The 26,714-nt window shown below is 63.8% G+C and carries 23 protein-coding genes; 8 read left to right on the top strand and 15 right to left on the bottom strand.

All coding sequences use genetic code 11. The annotated features are described in order from the left end of the window. Nucleotides 1-10 precede the first annotated feature (10 nt). Entirely contained in the window at nucleotides 11-940 is a 930-nt protein-coding gene (locus A8G00_RS01530) for an HWE histidine kinase domain-containing protein (RefSeq protein ID WP_102999776.1), read from the bottom strand. Then, a complete protein-coding gene (locus A8G00_RS01525; RefSeq protein WP_102999775.1) occupies nucleotides 937-1,695 on the bottom strand; it encodes a Crp/Fnr family transcriptional regulator in 759 nt (252 codons plus the stop codon). The genes A8G00_RS01530 and A8G00_RS01525 overlap by 4 nt, the downstream gene beginning before the upstream one ends. A 70-nt stretch (nucleotides 1,696-1,765) precedes the next feature. On the opposite strand from A8G00_RS01525, the gene A8G00_RS01520 reads away from it, so the two are divergent. Then, a complete protein-coding gene (locus tag A8G00_RS01520) occupies nucleotides 1,766-2,152 on the top strand; it encodes a response regulator (RefSeq protein WP_037481721.1) in 387 nt (128 codons plus the stop codon). A gap of 316 nt (nucleotides 2,153-2,468) precedes the next feature. On the opposite strand, the gene A8G00_RS01515 is transcribed toward A8G00_RS01520, so the two are convergent. Next, nucleotides 2,469-2,885 carry a BLUF domain-containing protein gene (locus A8G00_RS01515; RefSeq protein ID WP_025547774.1) on the bottom strand — a complete coding sequence of 139 codons (417 nt, stop codon included), beginning with the start codon at nucleotides 2,883-2,885 and terminating at the stop codon, nucleotides 2,469-2,471. A 231-nt stretch (nucleotides 2,886-3,116) separates the two neighbouring features. Here A8G00_RS01515 and A8G00_RS01510 point away from each other — a divergent pair, with 231 nt between their 5' ends. From A8G00_RS01510 to A8G00_RS01500, 3 genes are all read left to right on the top strand, one after another. After that, nucleotides 3,117-3,698 carry a PilZ domain-containing protein gene (locus tag A8G00_RS01510; RefSeq protein WP_025547775.1) on the top strand — a complete coding sequence of 194 codons (582 nt, stop codon included), beginning with the start codon at nucleotides 3,117-3,119 and terminating at the stop codon, nucleotides 3,696-3,698. A gap of 83 nt (nucleotides 3,699-3,781) precedes the next feature. Continuing rightward, the gene (locus tag A8G00_RS01505; protein ID WP_025547776.1) at nucleotides 3,782-4,393 is read left to right on the top strand and encodes a response regulator transcription factor; all 612 of its coding nucleotides are present in this window, start codon (nucleotides 3,782-3,784) and stop codon (nucleotides 4,391-4,393) included. Between the two features lie 52 nt (nucleotides 4,394-4,445). After that, nucleotides 4,446-4,721: a hypothetical protein gene (locus A8G00_RS01500; RefSeq protein ID WP_062017419.1), complete on the top strand. Its 276-nt coding sequence runs from the start codon at nucleotides 4,446-4,448 to the stop codon at nucleotides 4,719-4,721. Nucleotides 4,722-4,768: 47 nt separating this feature from the next. Here A8G00_RS01500 and A8G00_RS01495 read toward each other — a convergent pair whose 3' ends face one another. The 4 genes from A8G00_RS01495 to A8G00_RS01480 all read right to left on the bottom strand — a co-directional run bounded on the left by A8G00_RS01495 (nucleotide 4,769) and on the right by A8G00_RS01480 (nucleotide 11,969). After that, entirely contained in the window at nucleotides 4,769-6,280 is a 1,512-nt protein-coding gene (locus A8G00_RS01495; RefSeq protein ID WP_102999774.1) for an MFS transporter, read from the bottom strand. Between the two features lie 70 nt (nucleotides 6,281-6,350). Continuing rightward, entirely contained in the window at nucleotides 6,351-8,417 is a 2,067-nt protein-coding gene (locus A8G00_RS01490; protein WP_102999773.1) for a glycoside hydrolase family 97 protein, read from the bottom strand. Nucleotides 8,418-8,538: 121 nt separating this feature from the next. After that, entirely contained in the window at nucleotides 8,539-10,128 is a 1,590-nt protein-coding gene (locus A8G00_RS01485; RefSeq protein WP_102999772.1) for an alpha-amylase family glycosyl hydrolase, read from the bottom strand. Beyond that, nucleotides 10,125-11,969 carry an alpha-amylase family glycosyl hydrolase gene (locus tag A8G00_RS01480; RefSeq protein WP_102999771.1) on the bottom strand — a complete coding sequence of 615 codons (1,845 nt, stop codon included), beginning with the start codon at nucleotides 11,967-11,969 and terminating at the stop codon, nucleotides 10,125-10,127. Before A8G00_RS01480 ends, A8G00_RS01485 begins: the two co-directional genes overlap by 4 nt. A gap of 145 nt (nucleotides 11,970-12,114) precedes the next feature. On the opposite strand from A8G00_RS01480, the gene A8G00_RS01475 reads away from it, so the two are divergent. Then, entirely contained in the window at nucleotides 12,115-13,137 is a 1,023-nt protein-coding gene (locus tag A8G00_RS01475) for a LacI family DNA-binding transcriptional regulator (protein ID WP_102999770.1), read from the top strand. 216 nt (nucleotides 13,138-13,353) lie between these two features. Here A8G00_RS01475 and A8G00_RS01470 read toward each other — a convergent pair whose 3' ends face one another. Next, nucleotides 13,354-16,137: a TonB-dependent receptor gene (locus A8G00_RS01470; RefSeq protein WP_102999769.1), complete on the bottom strand. Its 2,784-nt coding sequence runs from the start codon at nucleotides 16,135-16,137 to the stop codon at nucleotides 13,354-13,356. Between the two features lie 307 nt (nucleotides 16,138-16,444). On the opposite strand from A8G00_RS01470, the gene A8G00_RS01465 reads away from it, so the two are divergent. After that, nucleotides 16,445-18,028, top strand: a complete 1,584-nt coding sequence (locus tag A8G00_RS01465) for a Na+/H+ antiporter (protein WP_102999768.1) — start codon at nucleotides 16,445-16,447, stop codon at nucleotides 18,026-18,028. Then, complete coding sequence (locus tag A8G00_RS01460) at nucleotides 18,025-18,717, top strand: TetR/AcrR family transcriptional regulator (protein WP_102999767.1); 693 nt, start codon at nucleotides 18,025-18,027, stop codon at nucleotides 18,715-18,717. The genes A8G00_RS01465 and A8G00_RS01460 overlap by 4 nt, the downstream gene beginning before the upstream one ends. 114 nt (nucleotides 18,718-18,831) lie before the next feature. On the opposite strand, the gene A8G00_RS01455 is transcribed toward A8G00_RS01460, so the two are convergent. Next, the gene (locus A8G00_RS01455) at nucleotides 18,832-21,156 is read right to left on the bottom strand and encodes an arylsulfatase (RefSeq protein ID WP_102999766.1); all 2,325 of its coding nucleotides are present in this window, start codon (nucleotides 21,154-21,156) and stop codon (nucleotides 18,832-18,834) included. A 153-nt stretch (nucleotides 21,157-21,309) separates the two neighbouring features. Here A8G00_RS01455 and A8G00_RS01450 point away from each other — a divergent pair, with 153 nt between their 5' ends. Next, the gene (locus A8G00_RS01450; protein WP_025547794.1) at nucleotides 21,310-21,549 is read left to right on the top strand and encodes a hypothetical protein; all 240 of its coding nucleotides are present in this window, start codon (nucleotides 21,310-21,312) and stop codon (nucleotides 21,547-21,549) included. A 101-nt stretch (nucleotides 21,550-21,650) separates the two neighbouring features. Here A8G00_RS01450 and A8G00_RS01445 read toward each other — a convergent pair whose 3' ends face one another. Genes A8G00_RS01445 through A8G00_RS01420 form a run of 6 tightly spaced genes read right to left on the bottom strand, consistent with a single transcriptional unit; the run spans nucleotide 21,651 to nucleotide 26,546 of the window. Further along, nucleotides 21,651-22,325: a cytochrome c family protein gene (locus tag A8G00_RS01445; RefSeq protein ID WP_102999765.1), complete on the bottom strand. Its 675-nt coding sequence runs from the start codon at nucleotides 22,323-22,325 to the stop codon at nucleotides 21,651-21,653. A 3-nt stretch (nucleotides 22,326-22,328) separates the two neighbouring features. After that, on the bottom strand, nucleotides 22,329-22,667 hold the full coding sequence (locus A8G00_RS01440; RefSeq protein ID WP_102999764.1) for a cytochrome C oxidase subunit IV family protein: 339 nt from the start codon (nucleotides 22,665-22,667) through the stop codon (nucleotides 22,329-22,331). 8 nt (nucleotides 22,668-22,675) lie between these two features. Further along, the gene (locus A8G00_RS01435) at nucleotides 22,676-23,362 is read right to left on the bottom strand and encodes a heme-copper oxidase subunit III family protein (RefSeq protein WP_102999763.1); all 687 of its coding nucleotides are present in this window, start codon (nucleotides 23,360-23,362) and stop codon (nucleotides 22,676-22,678) included. Nucleotides 23,363-23,374: 12 nt separating this feature from the next. After that, on the bottom strand, nucleotides 23,375-23,950 hold the full coding sequence (locus A8G00_RS01430; RefSeq protein ID WP_102999762.1) for a cytochrome c oxidase subunit 3: 576 nt from the start codon (nucleotides 23,948-23,950) through the stop codon (nucleotides 23,375-23,377). Beyond that, nucleotides 23,947-25,677 (bottom strand): cbb3-type cytochrome c oxidase subunit I, encoded by a 1,731-nt coding sequence (locus tag A8G00_RS01425; protein WP_102999761.1) that lies wholly within the window; start codon nucleotides 25,675-25,677, stop codon nucleotides 23,947-23,949. Before A8G00_RS01425 ends, A8G00_RS01430 begins: the two co-directional genes overlap by 4 nt. Then, complete coding sequence (locus A8G00_RS01420) at nucleotides 25,677-26,546, bottom strand: cytochrome c oxidase subunit II (protein ID WP_044662638.1); 870 nt, start codon at nucleotides 26,544-26,546, stop codon at nucleotides 25,677-25,679. The genes A8G00_RS01425 and A8G00_RS01420 overlap by 1 nt, the downstream gene beginning before the upstream one ends. Nucleotides 26,547-26,714 lie beyond the last annotated feature (168 nt).

Here is a 26,714-nt window from a genome sequence, read left to right as displayed (position 1 = left end):
TCGATTGGCTCTAGTCGCTGGGGTGCAGCAGCCTCTTGGTCATGGGCAGGCTGATGTGCACCTTGAACGCGCCGGGCGTCCAGTCGATGGTGCCCGAACCGTCCAGTTCGAACGGGATCGTCTTGGTCAGCATCTCCGTGCCGAAGCCGGACCGGCGGGCGGCTGTCGGGCTGTCGCCGCCTTTTTCCTCCCAAAGGATGCGCAGCACCGGACCGGCCGGTTCGCGATCGCTCCACCATCGGACCCAGACCCGGCCGCCCTCTGACCCGAGCGCGCCATATTTGATGGAATTATTGCCCAGTTCATGAAAGGCGAGGGCCAATGTCGTCGCGGCGGAGGTGCGCAGCCGGACATCCGGCCCCTCCAGAAAGGCCTGTTCCCCCGCACGGACGGCGAACGCCGCCAGCTCGTCCATGATCAGGTCGTGCAGTTCAAGTCCATGGCGTTCCGCCAGGGCGAGATTGGATTCGATCCGGGCGATGGCGTCCAGCCGTCCCAGGAAATGGCTGGTGAGATGGTCGACGGAATCGCTGGTCGCGGCTGTCCGCCGGAAGATGGAGCGGACGGAGGCGATCAGGTTGCGCAGCCGATGCTGCACGTCGCGCAGCAGATATTGCCGCGCCGCCGCCTCCAGGGCGTCGACATTGCCGAACTGCACGACGCAGACGCGATAGTCGGGCGTCGTCACCAGCACGGCGGCGAACAGCCGCGCCTCGCATTTGCCGTCGTCCCAGCTCAGCCGTGCCGCCGACTCGCCCGATGCCGGCACGACCAGCCGCCCGCCGATCAGCCGGTCCGGCCGAATGCCGAGCAATTCCGTCAATGCCGCATTGGCGCGCAATATATTGTCGCTGGGCCCGACCTGGATCTGGGGCAGGGGAGAGGCATCGAAGAGTGCGAGGAAGTCGCGCCAGCCGTCGGTCGGGGATGGTGTCGTCACGATGCCTCTTGCGCCGCCGGATGCAGATAGGAAGGGTCGAAGGCGCAGACGCGCTCCAGCGACGCGAGATCCGGCACGACAAGATGGCGCCGGTGCAATTCTATCAGCCTTTGGCGACGCATTTCCTGCAATATTCTGTTGGTGTGCACCATCGTCAATCCCGTTGCGTCCGCCAGTTCGAGCTGCGTGACGGGAAAGTGGAAGCCGTTGCCGCTGACCAGGCCCACTTTCAGCAGCCGGTGATAGAGTTCGCAGAAGAGATGGCTGAACCGTTCCAGCGCGGTGCGGCGGCCCAGATTGACGCACCACTCCCGCTGGATGGACGCGGTGATCAGGGCGTTGATCCACATCGCCTTGGTGATTTCGGGATGGGCCAGCGCGATCTCCTCGAACTGGCTGCGTCCGACTTCGGCGACCCTGACCGGCGTGAGCGCGGTGACGCCATGGTCGGCGCGATGCAGCAGGAAGCAGAAGGGATCGCACAGATCGCCCGGCAGCAGCAGGCTGACGATCTGGCGGCGGCCGTCCTCCAGCATCTTGTACCGGGCCGCCCATCCCTCCAGCAGGAAGAAGATGGAGGTCAGCCGGTCCCCCTGGGTGAACAGGTCCGTGCCGGTGCGCAGCGGTTGAAGCGCCCGACCGGCCAGGCCGTTGATCACATCCCGGTCGCGCCGGCCGAGCGGCCAGTGCGCCGCCAGTTTCTGGGCAGTGATGCTATCCTTCATCGCAACCTGCGGGATATCGAGCGATGACATGGCGCGTTTCCACCTATGTTATTTTCTGCCGCCCATTCCCGTGCGACGGCTGGCGGGAGAGGAGAGATGAATGATGGAAGGGGTGACCCCCGGCGCGGTTCGCGTGCTGGTGGTGGAGGATGATTATTTTCTCGCGAGCGACCTTGGCGCCTTGCTGGCCGAAGAGGGGTTTTCGGTGATGGGCCCGCATGGCAGCCTGTTCGGCGCGCTCAAGGCCATTGCGGAGCACTTGCCTGACATCGTCATGCTCGACGTCAATCTTCAGGGGGAGATGAGCTATCCCCTGATCGACGAACTGGTCGCGCGTTCCGTGCCGGTGATCATCGTGACGGGCTATGACGAGCAAAGCCTGCCGTCGGCTTATGAAAGCTGCAGGCGGGTGATCAAGCCCTATTCCCGCACGGACATATTGGGGGCGATCGGCATGGTTCTGGCCGGCACGGACCACAGGCTCTGACATCGGGCTCTCCCTTTCTTTCCGAACCGGTCGTGCGCTGGACGTTCCGCCCGACCGGGGCGTCTGTCATTCACACCGATGGTCTGCCCTTGCCCATATCGGTGGGGCGGGGAAGGGACAAGGCCATGCATACTGCGTGACAATGGCAGTGGACCGGCCGACGCCCGGACGATCGGCGAGGATAGGGCGAGTGGCATGGCAGAGCAACCAGCGGCAGGTCTTCCTGTTCCCCGACGGATATTGATCTGAGTTAATAATCGCCTGCTTTCCCGGCGGATGACATATCGGGGTCGCCGCGCCATGGCGGGACGAAAGCTCAACCCCGGCCGCGGATCGAAAATTCCGACATCATCTGAACCAGCGCTTCGAACCCTTCGTCGCCCTTTTCCAGCGCATCGTTCAAGGCGCGTTCGATGATGTCGGAAACGAAATGGGAAGGGCCGGCATAGGCGAGGGACCAGGTGACGAAATGGCGATGCGGCGCTTCGCCCGATGCGATCGTCTGAACCTCCCTGTGGCGCCGGTCGCGCAGGATGCTCGCCTTGAGGTTTTCGATGGCGGCCGGCGCGCCTTCCAGATATTGGGCGAAGCGGTTGCCCGTGAACAGCAGCGCGCCCGTCACTTCCAGCGAGCGGTTGCGCGGAATGGAGACCTGGACGATCTCTTCCATGTGTTTTTCGGCTTGGGTTGCATCCAACTGGCTGGTGCTAATATAGGACCATCGAGCAAGCATGCGACGATGATGCCATTTGTCTGAGGAAAGTAAAGGCGAGGCGCATGATGGGACTGAAAATGCGCCCCGCCGGTTCCAGGCCGACCTCAGCGGAGGAAACGGCCCCCGGCTGTCTAGGAGATGAAGGTTAATGCAACCGCTCCGGGCGATACCGTAAAAATACCTATTTCCCCGCTAATCGGCGTGCAAGTCCAATCATTTATGGGATTCCGCGAATCTGTGGGAACCCGTATGACCGAGCCGCTAGAAAAGCCGTCCGACGACCGGAGCGCGATGATGGAGAAACGCCGGCACCCCCGGCAGACCGTCTTCAAGACGGCATTGCTCTATCCGGTCGTCGAGGAAGCGAACCTGTCTGTCGAAAATGTGTCCCATGCGGGACTGAGCGGACGGTGCGCCCTGTCGCTGGGCTTGCACCAGCAGGTGCATGTGAGCTTCGACGACGCCAGCTTCCGCACGGCGGAGGTCCGCTGGATCAACGGGCCCAAATGCGGTCTTCTGCTTGAAGAGACATTGCCCTGGATTCCGGGCGAGGAGCCTGATGCGAACCCCGCGCCCCAAACCTACGAGCCGCGCAGCCGCCGACTGGCGGTCGATTTCTCCGCAACGCTGGTGACTTCCACGCCCGTGTTGATCGGGACGATCCGCAACCTGTCGGCCGAAGGGATGATGATCGAAGTGGGCGGTCTGGGCGAAGGTACGCGGCTGCTTGTGAAAACCCGCGGCCTGGATGTACGGATGGGGCGGGTGCAGTGGTCGAGCGGCGGGATGATCGGGGTCTTCTTCGAACCCCGCCGGACGGCTGCGAACTGACGCGATAAAAAAGAAAGGATCGGAGCCGAAACCATTGGCGGCTTCGCGCGTTGGCGCGGGAATGATGGTCTAGGCAATTGGCTATGAACCCAGGATGTCCAGTCTATATCGTGGACCACGACAGCAGGATGCGCCAGGAACTGGTGCGAATCCTGCGCCGGGAAGGGTTCGGGCCCGTCCCCTTTTCCTGCGGTTCCGACTTTATCGAGGCGCTTGATTTCCTGGCACCCGGCATTGCGGTGATGGAACTGCACCTGGCCGACATGGCCGGGCCGGCGGTTCAGCAGGAACTGTCCGCGCGGCGGGTGGACATCCCCCTGATCGTCATGACGGCGTCGCGCGATATTCCGACGGCGGTCGACGTCATAAAGCGGGGCGCCATCGACTTTCTGGAAAAGCCCTTTGCCGACGGCCTGCTGCTCAAGGTGCTCGCCAATGCCTGGCCCATGCTGGAACGGAACATCGAGATACAGCGCCGGCGGGAAGCCGCCGCAGCCTATTTCGGCAGCCTCACCAAAAGGGAGCTGGATGTCGTGCGCGCGCTGAGTTCCAGCGGCAGCAACAGGGATGTGGCGGACGCGCTGCAGATCAGCATCAGAACGGTGGAAATGCACCGCGCCAGCATCATGAAGAAGTTCGGCGTCAAGAAATTCTCCGAAATCATCCGGTTCTTGCCCGATTCAGGATTACCCTGACCTGTTGAATATGTGAAATCGTCGCCATCATTCCCAATATACAGGATTGGAAATGACAAAGATGGATGTTCCCGGCCCCATATTCGGGGGCGGGATTGTCAGAAAGAAATGGACCGATCTCAGGCAGGCATCTGATTGTGAAACATCGTCTGCGTTTACGCCATGGTTAATGGTGAAAAAACCGAAGCAGGACAGAGTCCCGGGTGACGATGATTTCGGATATTTCAAGTCGCAGGAAGAATGCAGGCGAATAATAGGCAGATATAAGAAGGTGGCGGACGCCATGATTTCCGACGAAGAGGAATCAGGTGTCGACTGCCTTTGCTGAGCCTGTCGACTTTTCCATGAAGCGCTTTTGCGATTCGCCGATTTTTCTCAGCTTCGCGCCTGGCGGCAGCGCAGGGCGGCCATTGAGGCGAGCAGCATGACGCCCGCTGCAAAGGCCATGGTCCAGATCGGCTCCGTCGGGAAAAAATGCCGCATGATCGTGCCCATGACGGTGGCCACCAGCAATTGCGGGATGACCACGAAGGCGTTGAACAGCCCCATATAGATGCCGAGCTTCGCCTGCGGCACGCTGGAGGCGAGCATCGCATAGGGCATGGCGAGCGTGGATGCCCAGGCGATGCCGATGGCGACTTCCGACAGCAGCAGCATGCGGGCGTCGCGCAGGAACAGGAAGGAAAGGAAGCCCAACGCGCCCAGCATCAGCGCCAGGGCATGGGTCTGCGCCTGGCCGATCCGGCGGGCGAGCGGTTGCAGCAGGAAGGGTGCGGCCAGGGCGGCGACGCCATTATAGGTGGCGAAGAGGATGCCGACCCAGTTGCCGCCCGCATTATAGGCGGCGCTGGCGGGATCGGCGGACCCGAAGACATATTGGGCGACGACCGGCGTGGTGTAGATCCACATGATGAACAGCGCGGACCAGGTAAAGAACTGGACGAGCGCAAGGCGCTTCATCATCGCGGGCATGGCCGCGAAATTGCCGACCACCTGGGTGAGCAGATTGTCGGTGCGACCGCCCCGGTGCAGCCGGCGCGCCAGCATCCGCGCCGCGCCATAGCCGGCCAGCAGCGCGCCGAGCAGGTACAGTTCCTTCTCCAGCGACCGGATGCGGACGATCGCGACGACGGCCAGCCCGGCGACGATCCAGAGCGTGCCGCCGGGCGGGATGGCCGGGACAGCGTCCCTTTCAGCGACTGGCTTGCCCTCCGACGGTTCGAAGCGCGTCATCTGCTCGGGCGAATATTCGCGGGTGGTGAGCACGGTCCACAACACCGCCAGGAACAGGGCCGCGCCGCCGATATAGAAGCTGATCCGCACCGTGTCGGGAATGCCGGACCCGCTGGCGACATTGGCGACCCCCAGCCGGTCCAGCAGCCACGGGGTGGACGACCCGATCACCGCGCCCGCGCCGATGAAGGCGGTCTGGAGCGCGTAGCCCGCCATATGCTGTTCCTTCGCCAGCATATCCCCGACAAAGGCCCGGAACGGCTCCATCGAAACATTGAGCGAGGCGTCGAGCACCCACAGCATCATCGCCGCGGCGAGCAGGCCGGGCGCATTGGGCATGCCGACCAACGCCAGCGCCGCGAACAGCGCGCCCGCGAAGAAATAAGGCCGCCGCCGCCCGAAGCGGCACCATGTCCGGTCGCTATAATGGCCGATGATCGGCTGGACGAGCAGCCCCGTCAGCGGGGCCGCGATCCACAGCAGCGCCAGATCGTCCAGACTCTCGCCCAGCGACTGGAAGATGCGGCTCATATTGGCGTTCTGCAGCGCAAAGCCGATCTGGATGCCGAAAAAGCCGAAGCTGATGTTCCACAGGCCCCAAAAGCCCTGGCGGGGGCGGGACTGCGGTTCCAGATTATCTTGCGCCTGCTCCATGCGTCCCCAACCTTTGCTTTATACTTATTCCTATCCCCGTTCAGGCTCAGGGCGAACGGCGTGGGGTATCTTATCGTATTGAGCGCTTGCCCTTGCCCCCACCCGCCACGAAGCGGATCGCTTCCCCCCCACCCGGCGCGAGATCGATGCTCAACACATCCCCCCTCTTCACCGCCTTCTTCTCGATCACGATCGCATGACGCGCCTCGGTGCGATAGTCCGCCCCCGGCCCATCCCGATAAATCTCCGCCACATAGGACCGCCCGGCCTCCAGAAAGTCGAGCTTCACCTGGCTGGAGCGCGCCTCTTCATCCCCGACCGCGCCCAGATACCAGTCATTGCTGCCCTTGGCCTTGCGCGCGATGGTCACATAGTCGCCCACCTCGCCATTCAGCACGCGGGTGTCGGACCAGTCGGTCGGCACATCCTTGATGAACTGGAACGGCCCCGGATATTTCGCGTAATTTTCGGGCGTATCCGCGGCCATCACGAAGGGCGAGTACAGCACCACATAAAGCGCCAGCTGCTTGGCGATGGTCGACTGGATCGCACTCCCCTCCGACCCGGAAAGGCTGAGCACGCCCGGCGTGAAGTCCATCGGCCCGCCCAGCATCTGGGTAAAGACGAGATTGGCCTCATGCTCAGGCGGATTCTTGCCGCCGACCCAGGCATTATATTCCATGCCGCGCCCGCCCTCGCGCGCCACCCAATTGGGATAAGTGCGGCGCAGCCCCGTATCCTTCACCGGCTCGTGACTATCGATGCTGACCTTATATTTCGCCGCCGCCTGCACCACGCGGAGATAATGGTTCACCATCCACTGCCCCTCATGCCATTCGCGATGCTGCGAGCCGTCGGGATCGACCCGCTCGATCTGCCCGGCATCGGTGACATAGCCGGTCTTCACCACCCGCTCGCCATGGTCGGCGGCCCATTTGAACGCACTGTCGAGCTGCCCGTCATAATGGCTGGCCGAACCGCCCGTCTCATGATGGCCGATCAGCGTCACGCCCTTCGACCTGGCATAGGCGGCCAGCCCATCGGCATCGAAATCCTCGGTGGGCTGGGAGAAGTTCATGCCGTTGCCATTGCCGAACCAGTTGCCGTCCCAGCCGACATTCCATCCCTCGACCAGCACGGCGGGGATGCCGTTGGCGGCGGCGAAGTCGATAGCGCGGCGGACATTGGCGGTGGTCGCGCCATGCTTCGGCCCGCGCGCCCACGTCCACTCGCCCTTGATCATGTTCCACCACACGCCGACGAACTTGCCCGGTTTGATCCAGCCCGACACGTCGCCCAGCCTGTTCGGCTCATTGAGGTTCAGGATCATATGGTTCATGTACAGCCCGGCCGCATCGTCCGCGATGGCGATGGTGCGCCATGGCGTCGAGAAACCGGCGTCCCGCGAAACCTTGGGCGCCCCGGAACCCGGCGTCAGCGCGGCGCGGAATATGTTGCCCTGCGCCCGCGCCAGGTTCATCCCCGCATAGTCCACCAACGCCGCCTCATGCAGCGCGACATGGGTGCCGCTGGCGAGCTTCACCGTCATCACCGTCTGCGCGGTGCCGACCGCATCGAGCGGCGTCCTGTTGTAGAGATATTCCTCCCGGTTCCATTCGAAGGCGGGCTTCCACCAGGCGGTCCCGCCCTCCGCAAAGGCGAACTGGGTCAGTTCCTCCGCGATATTGGCGTGGTGCAGATGGGCCTGATCGGGCAGCGTGTAGCGGAAGGCCACGCCATCGTCGAACAGGCGGAAGGTCACGTCCATCTCGCGCTGAAGGTCGCTTTTCTCGCGAAAGGCGAGGCGGATCTCATTGTGATGGTCGCGGATGCTGGACCATTCGCCCCAGGGCTGGGTCCATGTCGTGTCGCTCTTGCCGGTCTGGCTGTCGGCTAGCGTCAGGTTGCGCTCGATCTTCGGCGCGTCGGTGAACAGGAAGCCAAGGCGGCTGTCCGCGATCAGCGCCTTGCCGTCGCGCTGCACGGCGTAGCTGGGGCGGCCTTCATTATCGAGGCTGACGGTCAGCGTGATGCGGCCATCGGGGGAAGCTGCCTTGGCTACCACATCGGCGCGGGCAGCCACCGGGGCCAGCGAAAGCGCGAAAAGCGGCAGGGTGAGCGCGGTCAGTTTCTTCATGGTAATTCCTTTTGAGTCTGCCCTGACGAGATCAAAGCGCGACGCGCTGCCGCGGAGGCAGGAGCCCAGTTCAGGTGGTGGGACTGGATTCCTGCCTACGCAGGAACATTGTACGATGCCTTTAAACGCGCGCGACAAGGCCGGAAGCTGCGGGGAAATGCCATCCTTCGACGCCGCCGGTCGACAGCAATGGCTGCCAATGACCCGCCGGCGTCCATGTCACAGGCTCGTCCCCAAGGTTGAACACGCACAGCAACCGCTCGCCCTCATGCTCCCGCTCGAACGCCAGCAATTCCTCCGGCGTCTCCAGAAAATCGATCGCCCCCACGCGCAGCGCGGGCGACCCGTTGCGCAGCGCCAGCACCCGCCGCGTCCAGTGCAGCAGCGAATCCGCATCCGCCTCCTGCACATCTACGGCGAGCGCGCGATGCGCCTCCCCGACCGGCAGCCAGGGCTTGGCCTCCGAAAATCCCAGATAGGGCGCATCGGACCGCCACGGCATCGGCGTCCGCGCTCCGTCGCGGGAAAGCGTCAGCGGCCAGTTGGCGATGGCCTCCGGGTCCCGCAAATCCTCGAACGCGATGTCGACCTGCGGCAACCCCAGTTCCTCGCCATAATAGAGGAAGATATTGCCGCGCAGGCAGGCGAGCAGCAGCATCTTCATCCGGCAATAGGCGTTCGGGTCCACCCCCTTGGCCCATCGCGACACCGCACGCGGCGCGTCATGATTTTCGAACGCCCAACTCGGCCAGCCCGTATGGGTTGCGCAGGGCCATTTGACGAGCGCCGTCTTGAGGAATTCGGCGGTCAGTTCCGGCGCATAGAGAAAGTCGAATCCATAAGCCGTATTCAGCCTGCCGTCGCCCTGCGTGAAGGCCTTCATCTCTATGTCGCTGTCCGCTCCGCCGACTTCGGCCACGGTGAAGCGATCCCGATATTCATCGAATACTTGCCGGACTTTTTCCAGGAACAGCGGAATGTCCGGATGGCTCTGGCTGTACTTCTTGATCTGGAAGTCGAACGGCCGTGTCCGCACTTTGCCATCCTCCGGCGCGGGCGGATTGTCGCGCAACTCCGGATCGTGCATCGAATGGTTGATGGCATCGATGCGGAACCCGTCCACCCCCCGGTCCAGCCAGAAACGGATGATGTCGAAGACGCTCTCCTGCACCTGCGGATGATGCAAATGCAGTTGCGGCTGCTGCGCCAGAAACTGGTGCATATAATATTGCCCGCGCCGCGCATCCCAGGTCCAGGCCGGGCCGCCGAAAACCGACTGCCAGTTGTTGGGTGGGGAACCGTCCGGCTTGGGATCGGCCCAGACATACCAGTCCGCCTTGGGATTGTCGCGGCTGGAGCGGCTTTCGATGAACCAGCGATGCTCCTCCGACGTATGCGCCCAGACCTGATCGACGATGATGCGCAGCCCCAGCTCATGCGCCCGCGCCGCCAGCGCGTCGAAATCCTCCAGCGTGCCGAAGATCGGATCGACGTCGCAATAATCCGACACGTCATAGCCGAAATCGCGCATCGGGCTCTTGAAGAAGGGCGACAGCCAGATCGCATCCACCCCCAGCGACGCCACATAGGGCAGATGGGCGGTGATGCCTTTGAGGTCGCCGATGCCGTCGCCATTGGAGTCGGCAAAGCTGCGCGGATAAATCTGGTAGATGGCGGCGCCGCGCCACCAGGGGAGGGTCGTGTCGGTCATTGGGGTACGGCACTCCGGACAGCGCAGACGCTGTAGCTGAGAGGGGGGAGGGAGACGGCGATGCTGCCGGGGGCGGAGGCGCTTGCGGCGCATTCGGCTCCGGCCAATGTGGTGAACTGGTCGGACCGAGCATCGACCTCGACCTGCGCCCTGATCGGCGCGGTGGACGTGTTGAAGGCGATCAATGTTTCCGCCCCGCTCTCCGGATCGAAGCGGGAGAGGGCGAACAGGCCCGGCTCGTCGCCCCGCGCCCGGATGACCTCCCGGCCGCGCCGCAACGCCGGATGGGCGGTGCGCAGACGGGCCAGCGCGGCGATCTCCCGATAAAGCGGATGGCCGGTGTCGAAGCGCGGCGTCGCCGTGGTGGCGTCGGTCCCCAGCAGGCGGTTGTCGTTATAGCTCGCGACCCGGCTGCCGAACATATCCTCCCGCGCATCCTGATCGCCGCCGTCCCCGACAAAGCCCTGCTCGTCGCCATAATAGACGGTCGGCACGCCGCGCATCGTCAGCAGCATGGCGTTGGCCAGCATCACCCGGCGCAGCACTTCCTCATCGCTCGCCTGCGGGAAAGCCTTGCGCACGAAGGTGGCGAAGCGCCCGGCATCATGATTGCTGACGAAGGTCGGCAAGGTCCGCGCCGTCGCCTCGCCATCGCGATAGAGCGCGTCGCCGGCCAGCATCCGTTCCCAGATCGCGGTCGCGCCGTTGCCCGCCACCGTCTCCAGCGCCGCCTGCCGGAAGGCGAAGTCCAGCACCGCCGGAAAGCCGCCTTCCTTCGTATGCCAGGCGAGCGGCCCGGCATCGACCGTCTCGACATAGACTTCCCCGAAAATATGGAAATTGGGGATGCCTTTCGCCCTGGCGCGGGCCTGCATTGCGGGAACGAACTGCTGCCAGAAATGCGGATCGACATGGCGCGCCGTGTCCACCCGGAAGCCATCCACGCCGAAACGGTCGATCCAGCCGCCGAAAATATCGATCATCCCCGCGATCACCCGCGGATTCTCCGTCATCAGGTCGTCCAGCCCCGCAAAGTCCCCCATGGTCGCGCTCTCGCCCGAATAGGTCGTTTCCCCGCGATTATGATAGTAAATCGGATCGTTGAGCCAAGCCGGGTTTTTGACCCGTTCCTCGCCCTTGGGCACATAAGGCGTATAGGCATAGGACGGGTCGGTCAGCCTGGCGAAATTCGCTTCGCCATGATCCTGATCGCCCGTGAAGCCCTCGTTGATCGGCTTGCCCTCGACGCCGCCCTGCCGCTGATAGGGATAGTCGGCCCGCGAACGATAGGGGCATGGTGTGTCCGCATTTGTGCTTGGGCATTCCCGGTAACGGATCACGTCCGCCGTATGATTGGCGATGATGTCCATATAGACCTTCATCCCCCGGCGATGCGCGGCCTCCACCAGCGCCGCGAAATCGGCGTCGGTGCCGAAATGCGGATCGACATGGGTGAAGTCGGTGATCCAGTAACCGTGATAGCCCGCGCTTTCCTGCCCCTTCGGCCCCTGCACCGGCTTGTTGCGGAAGATCGGCCCGACCCAGATGGCGGTCGCGCCCAGCCCCTGAATATAGTCGAGCCGCCGGATCAGCCCTTTCAGGTCGCCGCCATGATAGAAACCCTTGGAGGCGGGATCATGGCCGGTGACGAGCCGGTCGCCCTTCAACCCGCCCTTGTCGTTGGCCGGGTCGCCATTGTCGAACCGGTCGGGCAGCAGGAAATAGATGACCTCATCCTCCGGCAGCCGCGCCCGGAAATCGGATGGCTCGGCTGCCGGCGACAGGGCAGGGAGGGCCAGGGCAGCCAGCGCGGCAAACAGCATCGCCTTCCTTCCACGCATGGCGTTCCTCCCTTGGCCTTCTGGCTTGATCGCAGCGGCTTTCATAGGGGGTCTTAATCGGTTCGCACCCGCCGGGCCAAGCAGCCGACATACGTATTCAAAAGCTTATCTTTCCAATATCGGGGGCAGGGCGTAGGATCGCGCGATGGCCGTGAACGAAAAACCGACGTCCTTCGACATCGCGACGCTTGCGGGGGTTTCCCAGCCGACCGTGTCCCGGGCCCTGCGCGGCGACCGCACCGTCAGCGAAGCCACCCGCAAGCGGATCGAGGCCATCGCCCGCCAGCTCAACTATACGGTGGACAAGAACGCTTCCTCCCTCCGCCGGGGCAAGAGCAACACGCTGGCGCTGCTCTTCTTCGAAGATCTGCTGCCCGATGAAAGCTATATCAATCCCTTCTTCCTCTCGATGCTGGGGCCGATCCTGCAAACCTGCGCCAAGCGGGGCTACGACCTGCTGACCTCCTTCCAGCAGCTTTCGACCGACTGGCATGTCGATTATGAGGACAGCCGCAAGGCCGACGGCATCATCCTGCTGGGCTATGGCGATTATGAAAGCTATCGCGCCCGGCTGGAGCAACTGGTGGCGCAGGGCACCCATTTCGTGCGCTGGGGATCGGTCGACCCCAATGCGCTGGGCATGACCATCGGCTGCGACAACCGGCGGGGCGGGCGCGAAGCGGGAGAGCATCTGATCGAGCGGGGGCGCCGGACCATCGCCTTCCTGGGCGATGCGTCGAGCCGTTATCCGGAATTCCGCGACCGCTATGCCGGACTGACCGAGGCGATGGGGGAGGCCGGATTGCCGGTCGACATCGGCCTGCATGTCGACGCCCTCTCGACCGAACAGTCGGGGCATGAGGCGGCGAGCCGCCTGATTGCGCGCGGCCTGCCCTTCGATGCGATCTTCGCCGGGTCGGACCTGATCGCCATCGGCGCGATGCGGGCGCTGGACGAAGCGGGCATGCGCGTGCCGCAGGATGTGGCGCTGATCGGCTTCGACGACATCCCCGCCGCCAGCCTGACGCGCCCGCCGCTGACCACCGTCGCCCAGGACTATCTGCGCGCGGGCGAGGTGCTGGTGGACGCGCTGATCGGCCAGATCGACCGCAAGCCGGTGGAGCCCACGCTGCTCGCGCCAAGACTGGTCACAAGAATGACCGCCTGACTTCTCCCCTCCCGCAAGCGGGAGGGGCCGGGGGTGGGCAAGCCGCGCAGCGGCGTTCCTCCCTAACCGACAGTGAAGAAGCTCGCTCCGCTCGCACCCACCCCTAACCCCTCCCGTCTATGGGAGGGGAACATAAAAAGGGAGGACCGCCACCCCTGAAAGGGGCGGCGGTCCGGGGGAGAACTGCCTGCGTGCAGTCAGGCAGTCGGGGGGACGTTAAAATTTGTAGGTCAGACCCAGATAATAATCCCGGCCATAGCGCTGATAGTCGATCACCTGCCGCGGATCGTCATTCTGATAGGTGACGAAGGGCTGATCGGTCAGGTTCTTGCCCTGCAACAGGATCGAAAGCCCCTGAAGCGGCCCGGACTGGAACTCATACCCAATCTGCGCATCGAGAATGCCCTCGGCCTTCGCCGTGCGGAAGGTCGGCGCCGCCGAAAGCCCCGCCACTTCGCCCAGGAAGGAGGAGCGGTAACGATAGCTCACCCGCGCCTGGAAACCCGCCTTCTCGAAATAGGCAGTGCCGCTGGCGACCCATTTCGACAGGCCGGGCAGGGTGACGCTTTCGGTCGGGTTGCTGCCATATTCGACCTCGCTATGCGTATAGGACCCGCTGGCGAAGATGCCGAAGCCGTCGAGCGCCGGGCTGAACAGCTTGAACGGCAGCGACGCGGTCGCCTCTACGCCCATGATCGTGCCCTTGCCGGTATTGGCGGGCGACTTCACCAGCCCGATATAGCTTCCGTCGGCCAGAATGGCGTCGCGCTGATCGGCCGGCAATGTCGGCAGAACGGCGGAAAAGTCGTAAGCGATATTGTTGTTGGGATCGACGAAGTCGGTCAGGTTCTTGAAGAAGCCGGAGACCGATACATAACCGCCGCCCCGGAAATATTTCTCCAGCGACAGGTCGATATTGGTCGACTGATAAGGCCGCAGGAAGATGTTGCCGCCCTCCGACTTGAACGGACTGAACTGCGGATCGGAAGATCCGATTCCGACATAGCTCAAATTATATTTGAACTCCTGGTTGATCCGCTCCTGGTCCAGACGCGGACGCACCATGGTCTGCGCCGCGCCCAGCTTCACGAAGAAGCTCGGCTCCAGTTCCACCGAAATCTGCGCGCTTGGCAGGACGTTGGTGTAGCTGTCCTTGCCCGACACCGGCAGTATCGTCACCACGCCGTTGGCGAAGTTGGAAATCGTGCCGGTAGAGGCCTGCCGCGAATGGATGACCTGCACGCCGATCGCGCCCTTCAGCGGCTTTCCGCCCAGTTCGCCGTCCATGCTGAGCTTCGCATAGCCGGTGAATACGTCTTCCTTCACCACATTGTCGCGGACCAGTGAGCCGGGGCGATTGTCGTACACCGCATCCAGCACATTGTCGTACAGATAGAGCGGGTTCAGCGTCAGCATCGCCGGCACGCCGAGATAATCGAGCGAGACGTTCGATCCCAGCAGCGCTTCGTTCGGCACCGCCACCGATCCCGGCGTCCCGCCGGCGATGGTGCAGTCCGTGCCGCCCGGCGGGCAGAGGAAATAGGATGTATAGGCGCTGGTCTTCTTGCGCCGGCTATAATTGCCGCCGACTTCCCATTGGGAGAAGAGACTGCCCGAAATGTCCCCGACCAGGTTCGCGCGGAACGACTTCATGTCGTCGATGAATTTCGGCCGGTTGAGGAAGCCCGCCTGCACCACCGCGGTCGTGCCGTTATAGCCCCAGCCATTGGGATCGGTCAGGCTGATGATGCCGGTATCGGTATAGTCGAGCGTCGGGGCGATGTGGAACAATCCGTTCGACTGGCGTTCCACCCGCACGGTATCCGGCACGCCCGAACGCAGATAGCCGGTGCCCGAATAGGTCTCCAGCAGGAAGTCGGTGCGCTTGGCCCGCGACCAGCTCGCATCGACATTGAGTTTCAGCGCATCGTTCAGGCGGATGTCATTGTTCCACCCCAGCGAGATCATGTCCGCCTTGCGCTTGTTATAGTCGTTGCGCTGCACGCCATAGACATTGCTGAAGGTCGCAGCGGTGACGAAGCCGTTGTCGATCGTCACGTCGCTGACGCCGACATCGGTGCCCCAGACCAGCGGGAATTCGATGCCGCGCAGCCGCTGTTCTTCCTCGAAATGCGACGCCAGCACGTCGAAGGTCGAATGGAAATCGTCGCTGGGCTGCCATTCCAGCGTGCCCACCGCGCCATAGCGCTTCAGCAGGTTCGATTGCACATAGGGCTTCGCGCCGCCGATGATGAGCGTGCCGTCAGGAGCGGAAGGATAGCCCCAGGAATTGAACCGCTCGTTCTGGGAGGGCGTTTGCGAGGCGGAAAAGCCCAGCGACAGGCCCAGCGTGTCGTCCGCGAACTGGTCGATATAGGTGGCCGAAGCGCGATAGCCGTAGCGCTTGCCGTCGGGATTGAGCTTGTCCATCCCGTTCATCTGCCCGCGCAGCGACACCGCCATCACGCGGTCCTTCTTGTCCAGCGGCCGCAGCATGCGCAGGTCGACCGTGCCGGAAATCCCGGCCGCGATCAGCGCTCCGTCGGCGCTCTTGTACACATTGACGTTCTGGAAGAATTCGGACGGATATTGGTCATATTCGACGCCGCGATTGTCGCCCACCGTCACCTGCTCGCGCCCGTTGAGCAGCGTGGTGGAGAAATCGGGCCCAAGTCCACGGATCGACAGACGCTGGTCGCGCCCCTCCAGCCGCTGCGCCGTCACGCCGGGCAGGCGGGCGAGCGAATCCGCGATGGACACGTCGGGCAGCTTGCCGACATCCTCGGCGGAGATGGAATCCACGATCAGCACCGAATCCCGCTTCAGCTTCGCGGCGGAGGCGAGCGATGCGCGGATGCCGGTGACGACGATGGCCTCTCCCTGCGGCTCGGCGGGGGCGGCGGTCTCAGCCGCGGTCTGAGCGGAGGCTGCCGCCGCGACCGACAGCGAAGCGCCGGCCAGAAGGGCCGCGCGCAGGATGGAATGATGGGACATGTGCATTTGTGGACCCTCCCCAAGACGCATTGCTTGTGTTTCTTGCCGTCACCGATAGCCGCGCCGCCCATGGTCTGCACAGAATCCCACATACGTATTCAGTATGATAAGCTATCTATTTGAAAAAACATGACTATCGTGAAATTCCATCCGTCCGGCAGCCAGTGGCGCGCCGCTTTCCTCTACGGTTTCGGGGAATTTCGCTGCATGGAAGACGCCTCTTGAAACTGCTGGCGCTGCTGGCATTTTCATCGTCGGCCGATGGATTTCCATGTCATATGGCCATGATGCGGATGGACGGGGGGGAGGGCCAATGCACCCGATGCAGTTGTTCGAACTGGTGATCGTCATGCTGCTGGCGATCATCGTCCTACATTATGCCGCGAACAGGCTGGGCCTGCCGCCCGCCGTCGCGCTGCTGGCGGGGGGCGCGCTGTTCGCTTTCCTGCCGGGCCTGCCGGTGATCTCCCTCGATCCGCAACTGGTGCTGGTGATCTTCCTGCCGCCGCTGCTGATGGACGGCGCCTGGTTCATCGCCCTGCGTCACTTGCGGCGGCATATGTTCGGCATATTGGCGCTGGCCCTGGGCGCGGTGGTCTTCACCACAGCCGTGGTCGCGGCGGTCGCGCACTGGCTGGTGCCCGGCCTCCCCTGGGCGGCATGCGCAGCCCTGGGCGCCATCGTCTCGCCGCCCGACGCCGTATCGGCCCGCGCGGTGTTGCAGCATGTCCACCTGCCCCGTCGCCTCTCCATCCTGCTGGAGGGGGAAAGCCTGTTCAACGACGCCACGGGGCTGGTGCTCTTTCGCTTCGCCATAGCCGCCGGCGTCACCGGCGCGTTCAGCATGGTCGACGCCTTGCAGAGCTTTGCCCTGCTGGCCGTGGGCGGGGCGCTGGTCGGGGCGATCATCGGCGCGCTCTGGGTGCTGACGGTCAAGCGGCTCGACGACAAATATCTGATGATCGCCTCCTCCCTGCTGGCGCCATGGGCGTCCTATCTGCTGGCGGAATCCATCCATGCCTCCGGCGTGATCGCGACCGTCACCACCGGCCTTATCTGCGGCTGGTACCAGCATGTCGTCTTCCCCGCGATGGTGCGGATGAACGGCACGGCCTTCTGGGCGGTGATGATCTTCCTGATGGAGGCGTTCGTCTTCCTGCTGATCGGTTCGTCGCTGCGCGGCGTGATCGATCGCGTCGGCGGTTTCGGCGTCGTGCTGGACGAAATGGCGCTGCCGATATTGGCGATACTGGCCGCGCTCACCGCCGCACGCTTCATCTGGGTTTTCGGTTCCGACGCGGTGATCGCGGGGCTCAGGGCGACGGGCCTTTGCGGCTATCGCCCGCTGGGATTCCGGGCGGCGACCATATTGGGCTGGGCCGGGATGCGCGGCGTGGTGACGTTGGCGGTCGCGCTCAGCGTGCCGGCCGATTTCCCCGGACGCGACTTCATCCTGACGGCCGCCTTCGCGGTCATCATCGGCACCGTATTGCTGCAAGGGACGACCCTGGGCGCCGTGATCCGGCTGGTGAAGCTGGAGGAACCGGAAAGCGACCGTCCGCGCATGACGATGAGCGAGGCGGAAGCCGCCATGGCGCAGGCGCAGGTCCGCGTCGTGGAGGTGCACGCCTATGATGAGCAGGGCACGCTGCTCCACCCCCGGCTGCTGGAGCGCTATCAGCGCCATGCCGAACTTTCCGCCAATTATGCCGGGCAGGAGGCGCAGTTTTCGGAGACGCTCCACGCCCATTTCGACCTGGTGCTGAAGGCCATAGCCGCCGGGCGGGCGGAACTGCTGCGCCTCCACCGCACAGGAGAGATCGATGAACATACGTTGCAGGAACTGGAACGCGACCTCGATCTGGAGGAACTGAGCGCCCTGTCCGCCAAGGCATGACCGACCGACGTCACCCCAGGCGCCATGCCATCCCCGCCGCGCTGCGGCTGATCGAGGCGGCCGAGGCGCTGTTCGCGGAGCGGGGCATCGACGCCGTTTCGATGCGGGAGATCGCAGCCGCCGCCCGTTGCGGCGACACCAATGCGGTGACCTATTATTTCGGATCGAAGGAAGGGCTGCTCTCCGCCATCTTCGCGAGCCGTGCCGAGAAGATGGAGGGCGTGCGGGGCGGGATGCTGGACAGGCTGGAACGGCAGGGCAGGCTGGACGATCCGATGGCGCTGCTCGGCATATTGTTCCTGCCGCAGCTTCATCTGGCCGATGGCCGGGGACGGCACCCCTATGCGGCGTTCATGCTGCATTTCGCGACGCGCTACTGGTCGCTGAACGCCGGCCTGCTTGCACAGGTGCGGGACAAGGCGCCGAACCTGATGCGCCTGTTGGGGCATTTGACGGCGCTGCTCGGGCATGTGCACCCGGACATCGCCCGCAATCGCATCCTGCTCTGCAACATGATGCTGCAATGCGTGCTGGTCCGCTGGGACCATGGCGAGCCGCAGGATCGCGCGGTGCCGTTGCAGGCGCATGTGCGCGACGTGATGCGAGCCGCCTGCGCCAGCCTGCTGGCGGGGCCGGAGGACAAGGGCGTGCCCGCCTCCGTAGAGGAATGGTTCGACGGCCTCGGCTGATACGGCCCTCCGGTTCCGGACGCGCCGATGAAGCCGAATCCCACCGTTGAGACCGCGCTCCCGCGAGCCGCTTGTCTCGTTCGGGCCCCTTGCGGAGGCGCGGCGCCCGCCAGCTTATCTGATCGTCACCTCGACCCGGTCCAGCGGCCCGTTGAACCGGCTCGCCGCGCTGTCATAGGCCGCCGGGTCGACGGGGCTCACCAGGTCCATGCCGATGTCGAAGTCTTCCGTATGCGAAACCACCTGCGCGAAGGTCCGTTCGACCCGCCCTTGCGCCACCGCCTTGCCATCGACGGTCAGCGTGACGGTGGCGCCGCTGGTCGGGGCTGCCCTGTCCATCGCGAAGTCCAGCCCGACGACATGCGCGCCGGCCGCCAATGGAGCAGGCGCCACGATCCGCGTCATATGCGCGGGCGTCAGATTATAGGTGAAGGCAATCCTCCCCCGGTCGAAGAACAGGCTGTAGCCGCCGAAGCGTCCGCCCTGCGCGACGATGACGCCCTTGCCGCCCTCCGCCGCTATGCCGAGCTTCGCCGTGATCGTGAAGGATCGCCCGACCAGGGCCGGCGCGGCGCTTTCCGGAATATGGCTGACGGGCGCGCTGTAGACGAAGTTCGTCCGCCCCTCATTGGGGTCTGGCCTGCCCTTCTGCCCGCCCTCGCTGCCGTGGATGGGCAGGATGTTGGACAGCGCGGCCTCCGCCCAGAACGACTCCTTCAGCGCCTCCAGCTTCTGCGGGTTGGCGGCGGCGACGTCATGGGCCTCGCTGAAGTCGCTGCGGGTGTCGTAAAGCTGCCATGTCCGTTGATCCAGCGGCACCGGCGGGGGGGGCGTCCGCTCCCAGGGGGTCGCCATGGGCGCGGTCGCGGCCACCCAGCCATCCTTGTAGATGCTGAGATTCTGCGCCATGGCCGACACCTGCACGGTGCGGCGGGAGGGCGCGTCCTTGGCTCTGAAGCTGTAGGCCATGCTGATCCCGGTGATCGGCTGTTGCGGTACGCCGTCCAGTATCTCCGGGGCTTTCACTCCCGCCGCCTCCAATATGGTGGGCATGATGTCGCTGACATGGTGGAACTGGCTGCGCAGGCCGCCGGCATCCTCGATATGCCCCGGCCAGGCGATCACCATGCCGTTGCGCGTGCCGCCGAAATGCGATCCATAGCGCTTGGCCCAGGGGAAGGGCGCGTTCATCGCCCAGCCCCAGCCGCCCGGCATCAGATTATAGGCGTCCTTCGTCCCGATCTCATCGATATGGGCGAGGGCGTAGGACGGGTCTTCCCTGACCCCGCTCAGCGCCGACTGCTCGAACAGCTTGCCGTCGAAGCTGCCTTCCGCGCTCGCGCCATTGTCGCCCTGGATGTAGATGATCAGCATATTGTCCAGTTCGCCATTGTCGCGCAGCTTCTGGATGACCCGCCCGATCTGTTCGTCGGCATAGGCGAGCGAAGCGGCATAGGCCTCCATATAGCGGGCATAGAGCCGCTTCCGGTCTGGCGTCAGACTGTCCCAGCGCGGCAGCGTGCCGGGATGCGGCGCATCGTCGGTGCCGGGCGGAATGACGCCCAGCTTCTTCTGCCGCGCCACGGTTTCGGCGCGCAGCACGTCCCAGCCCGCGTCGAACCTGCCCCGGAATTTCTTCAGCCAGTCGGCGGGCGGCTGATTGGGTGCATGGGCCGTGCCGGTGGCATAATAGAGCAGGAGGGGCTTGTCGGGGGCGGCCGCATGCTGGCTGTCGATCCAGCCTATCGCATGGTCGGCCAGATCGCGCTCCAGATGATAGCGGGGATCGGCGGGCGGTGTGACCGGATTGATATTCTCGACCAGATTGGGTTCCGCCATGCTGCTGTCGGCGCCCAGAAAGCCGTAGAAATATTCGAACCCCAGACCGGTCGGCCAGCGGTCGAACGGCCCGGCGCGGCTCATTTCCCATTCCGGGGTCACATGCCCCTTGCCGATCATGGCGGTGTTATAGCCATTTTCCTTCAATATCTGCGCCATCGTCCCGGCGCTTTTGGGGATGACGCTGTTATAGCCGTCATAGCCCGTCGCCCAATTGGCGACATAGCCCATGCCCACCGCCTGCGGATTGCGCCCCGTCAGCAGCGAGGCGCGCGTGGGGGAGCAGATGGCGGTGGTGTTGAACTGATTGTAACGCAGCCCTGCCTTCGCCAGCGCGTCGAAGGTCGGCGTAGGCACCGGTCCGCCGAAGGTGCTGCTGGACCCGAAACCGACATCGTCGGTCATGATCAGCAGGATATTGGGCGCGCCCCTGGCGGCGCGCACCGGTTGAGGCCAGGCGGGCGGAGAGGATTCGGCGGGCGTGCGGCCATAGACCTTTTGCGCGGGCGCGTCCTGCGCCGTGGCCGGCGCCATGGCGAGCGCCAGCAGGGGGAGGGCTGGCAGGCATTGCCCGACGAGCTTGGCGCGAAGGGAGGACATGGGCTCTCCTGCTGCAATATTATTATCCTATGGTGCAGATTTAATATTAACGCAGTTGATTGAAGTCAAGCCGGAACCGCATCCTCCCTCCTCTTGTCGCGCCGCCCTAGTCGCCCCATATTGTGATGAGGTTCATGCAGAACGAGGCGCGCCATGGAAAACCGGCTGCTCCAGATCGAGAAAGCGTGGGAACAGGCGCTGGGCGATATTTTCCAGCCTTATGTCGATCTGAAACGCGAACCGACCGCCAGCGCCATGGAGGCGTTTCGCACCGTGCTGGGATCGACCGATCATGACATCCGCCGCCACATCGCGCGAACGGCGGCGCGGCAGGGATCGACATTCCTCAGCCGCTATCTGGTCGAGGAAGACTGGCGGCGGCCCAGCCCCTGAAGCCACGGGCGTTCCCACGCCCCATTCACCCTGAGCCTGTCGAATGGCTTCACTTCTCTTCAAGAAAAGAGCGGGGTGGTGTGCGACCCGCCGGCATCGCCCTATCGCGACGCAACCGCCTTCGGCTGCGGCAAAGGCGGCGCTCCCGTCCCCAAGGTCGCCAGATATTTGATCACCGCCGCCCGATCCTCCGGCTTGCGCAGCCCGGCAAAGCTCATCTTCGTTCCCGGCACATCGCGCCCCGGAGAGGCGAGGAAAGCGAACAGCGACTCATAGCTCCAACTGCCCTTATGTCCCTGCATGGCGGGCGAATAGGCAAAGCCCGCATGGCTCGCCACCGGCCGCCCGACCACGCCCCACAGATTAGGCCCGATCCGGTTGGGTCCGCCCTGGGCGAAGTCATGGCAACTCATGCAAAGCTGCACCTTCTGCTTCCCCACCCCCGCATCCGCGCTGGCGAGCAGGGTGCCCAGATCGACCGGAGGAGCAGCCGCCGTCCCGCCGCCGCCCGTCCCAGGCATCGGCGCCCTCCCCCGCATGTCCCGATGATAGGCGATGACCCGGCTGCCTTCCCCCGCCTCGCTGAAACCGGCGGGCCAGTCGCGCTGGATCGACGCCATGTCGACGCGCGGCGGCATCTCGTCCATCGGCTTATAGGCCAGCTCCCCCGGCCGCACCCGCGTATAGAGCTTGTCGCTGAACCATCCCAGCCCCAGCGCCGTCACCGCCGCCCCCGCAACGCACAGTCCCACCGCCATCCCATGCATCCGGCCCATGGCTCACCCCCCTCCGCCCATGAAGATGGCGCGGGTCCAGAAGGCGTAATTCGCCTCGATCGTCATGATCCGCACCAGCACCAGCAGCACCAGCGGCGGCACCAATATCGCATAGATCAGCGACAGCCGCTCCCACGCCAGATGCATGAAGATGGACAGGATCAGCCCCGCCTTCAGCAGCATGAAGGTCACGATCAGCACCCAGCGCACGATCCCCTGCACATGCATATAATCGACCAGATAGGACATGGCGCTGAGCAGGAACAGCAGGCCCCAGACCTTCAGATACAGGCCGACTGGATGTTGCTGGCCCTCATGGGCGGCGGAAGGATCATGCTGCATGGAGCCCCTCACCAGAGATAGAAGAAGGCGAAGATGAACACCCAGACGAGATCGACGAAGTGCCAGTACAGCCCGGCGATCTCGACCGCCGAATAATCGCCCGCCTTGTCATAATGTCCCCGCCCCACCTTGGACGCGATGATCAGCAGCAATATGACCCCGCAGGTCACATGCAGCCCGTGAAAGCCGGTGATCATGAAGAAGGTCGCGCCGAATTGCGGCGCGCCCATCGGATTATACCAGGGCCGCACGCCCTCTTCGAAGATCAGCTTGCTCCATTCGAACGCCTGCATGCTGAGGAAGACAAGCCCGAACAAAGCGGTGAGCAGCATCAGCGCCGTCGTTTTCCGCCGGTCGCGCTGATAGCCGAAGTTCACGGCCATCGCCATGGTGCCGCTGGAACTGATCAGCGCGAAGGTCATGATCGCGATCAGGACGAGCGGAATGTCCTGCCCGCCGATATTCAGGGCGAACACTTCCGCCGTATTGGGCCAGGGCAATACGGCCGACGCCCGCATCGTCATGTAACCGGTCAGGAAGCAGGAAAAGATGAAGGTGTCGCTCAGCAGGAAGATCCACATCATCGCCTTGCCCCAATGGGTATGGCGGAAGACTTCCTGATCGGCGGACCAGTCGGACGCGATCTCCCTCAACGTGGGAGCGATGACTTCTCTATCTGGGACAGCCTGAGCCATGGTAATACATCCTCAAGTCGACAGCAGCAAAGCGGCCAGAACCAGCCAGACGATCAACAGAAAATGCCAGTAGAGCGCGCAAAGAACGACATTGCGCATATTGGCCGCCGCCAGCGCCCGTCCGGCGGCAAACAGCCCGCCGATGATGTGCAGACCATGCAGCGCCGTCAGCAGATAGAAAAAGGCATTGGCCGGATTGCTCGACAGCGTATAGCCCGCCCCCTGATAATGCCGCCAGAGCAACAACTGCCCACCAAGGAACAGCACCCCCAGCGCCGATCCGACGATCGCCGCCCGAACCGCCCGTTCCCTCCGCGCCACTTCCCAGGCGACGCTGCTCGCCGCCAGCACCAGCGTATTGATCCACAGCGGCGGCGGATCGGGCATCGGCTTCCAGTCATGGACATGTTCCGTGCCTGCATGCAGCCCCATGCGCATCAGATAGGCCGCCAGCAGCAGCGAGAACATCACCATGGCCACGCCGAAATAGGCGACCATCCCCACCGCCCCCGCCGACGGCCGATCCCGCTCCACCGGCTGCGCGCCCGGCTCCCAGCTCTTTTCGGTGAGGCGCGCGAGGATGGTCATGCGCGCTGTTCCGCTTGGGGTTCCGTCTGGGGAATGAAGTCCTGCGCCGCGTCCGGCACGCTATAATCATAGGCCCAGCGATAGACGACCGGCAGATGCGGCCCCCAATTGCCATGCGCCGGCGGCGTGTCGGGCGTCAGCCATTCCAGGCTGGCCGCGCCCCAGGGATTGTGATCGGCGCGAGGCCCCCGGAACAGGCTCCAGATCATGTTGAAGAAGAACAGCCCCTGCGCGCAGAAGACGACCAGCGCCGCGATGCTGATCCACGCATTGGCGAGATGCACCGACTGCGGAATGAAGGCGGTCTCGCCCAGCGCATAATAACGGCGCGGAACCCCCAGAATCCCCAGATAATGCATCGGCAGGAAGATCGCATAGACGCCCAGGAAAGTGATCCAGAAATGGAGCTTCCCCAAAGTTTCGTTCCACATCCTGCCGAATATCTTGGGATACCAGTGATAGATGGCGCCGAATATCACCAGGACCGGAGACACGCCCATCACCATATGGAAATGCGCGACGACGAAGAACGTGTCGGACAACGGCACGTCGACACTGACATTGCCCAGAAACAAGCCCGACAGCCCGCCGTGGATGAAGGTGAAGATGAAGGCGATGGCGAACAGCATCGGCACGCGCAGATGGATGTCGCCGCGCCACAGGGTCAGCAGCCAGTTATAGACCTTGATCGCCGTCGGAATGGCGATGATCAAGGTCGATGTGGCGAAGAAGAAGCCGAAATAGGGATTCATGCCGCTCACATACATATGGTGCGCCCACACCAGGAAGCTCAGCGCCCCGATGATCACGATCGCCCACACCATCATGCGATAACCGAAGATGTTACGCCGCGCATGCACGCTGATCAGGTCCGACACGATGCCGAAGGCGGGCAGGGCGACGATATAGACTTCGGGATGGCCGAAGAACCAGAAGAGATGCTGGAAAAGCAGGGGACTGCCGCCCTGCGTCGGGGTGATCGCACCCATCGACTGCATGGTGGGCATGAAGAAGCTGGTGCCCGCCAGATGATCGAACAGCATCATGATCGCCGCGACGAACAAAGCCGGGAAGGCCAGCAGGCCCATCACCGAAGCGGTGAAGATGCCCCACACCGACAGCGGCATCCGCATCAGCGTCATCCCCCTGGTCCGCGCCTGCAGCACCGTGGTCACATAATTCAACCCGCCCATGGTGAAGGCCGCGACGAAGATGGCGAGGCTGACCAGCATGGTCACGATGCCCCATTGATGCCCCGGCGTCCCCTCGCTGATCGCCTGCGGCGGATAGAGCGTCCATCCCGCCCCGGTCGGCCCGCCCGGCACGAAGAATCCCGCCACCAGCACGATCACCGACAGCAGATAGAACCAGAAGCTCAGCATGTTGACGAAGGGAAACACCATGTCCCGCGCCCCGATCATCAGCGGGATCAGATAATTGCCGAACCCGCCCAGCAGCAGCGCCGTCAGCAGATAGACCACCATGATCATGCCGTGCATCGACACGAATTGCAGATAATTATCAGGCTGGATCGCCGGAAAAGCCCCCGGAAACCCAAGCTGCAACCGCATCAGCGCCGACAGCACCAGCGCCACCAGCCCGATCCCGATGGCGGTGCAGCTATATTGGATGGCGATGACCTTGTGATCCTGGCTCCAGACATATTTGGTGACCCAGCTATGCGGATGATGCAGCGGGCGCAGGTCGTCGGCCAAAGTGGTAGCCATCAGCGAATGCTCCAGGAGGCAGGGACGATACAGGCATTGGCCTTGATCAGCAGGATCGACATGGCGGCCGGCGGCGCCTCCGCCAGAATCTGTCCGAAGCTGCTCTGCTGCGCCTGCCATTGCGCGAAGGCCTGGGGCGTCTCCACCACCACCTTGCCGCGCATCGCATGGTGGCCGGTGCCGCACAGTTCGGCGCAGAGGATGTCGAACGTGCCCGTCTTGGTCGGGGTCAGCCAGAAATAGGTGACGATGCCGGGTACGAGGTCCATCTTGGCCCGGAATTCCGGCACATAGAAGTCGTGCAGCACGTCCTTGGAGCGCAGCACGATCTTCACCGGCTTGCCGACCGGAAGATGAAGGTCGCCGCTTTCCACCAATATGTCATCCCGGCCGAACGGGTCGAGCGGATCGAGGCCCAGCCCATTGTCGGGGGTGATATATTTGACCCCCGCCGCGCCCAGCACGCCATCCGGACCGGGATAGCGGAAGGACCATTGCCATTGCTGGCCGACCGCCTCGATGACGGTGGCTTCTTTCGGCACCGAGACATATTTGCCCCAGGCCGCGAGCCCCGGCGCCAGCATGCCGGCGATGCCGATGGCGGTCCAAAATGTCAGCCGCCTTTCCAGCGAAGGGTTTTCCGGCTCATAATGGGCGCGATGGCCGGGGCGATGGCGATATTTGACCAGCGCCCAGGCAAGGAACAGGTTCAGCCCGACAAAGGCCGCCCCGCATATCCAGAGCGTCACGTCGAGGGCGGAATCGATCGATCCCCAATTGGATGCGATGGGCGTGCGCCACCATGGACTGAACAGGTGAAAGGCGACCGAACCGACCACGAGCATGGCGATGGCTACCGCAACCGGCACAAGCCCTCTCCCACATTGGCAGGCGCTCGCAGCCTTTCAGTCCGGCATTTCGAGTCGCCTCGGTAACACCCGCCGCGACAACTTACAGAAAAAGCGCTGACGGGGGAAGCGTTTGGGAAATTGCGGGGTGCGAGCGTCGCCAGCGCCTTTTCCGGCTCGGGCCTTCAC

Source organism: Sphingobium sp. SA916, assembly GCF_002894065.1.
Classification (GTDB): Bacteria; Pseudomonadota; Alphaproteobacteria; order Sphingomonadales; family Sphingomonadaceae; genus Sphingobium; species Sphingobium fuliginis.
The sequence above is the reverse complement of the archived record's forward strand: the minus strand, read 5'-3'. Positions and strand labels throughout refer to the sequence as shown.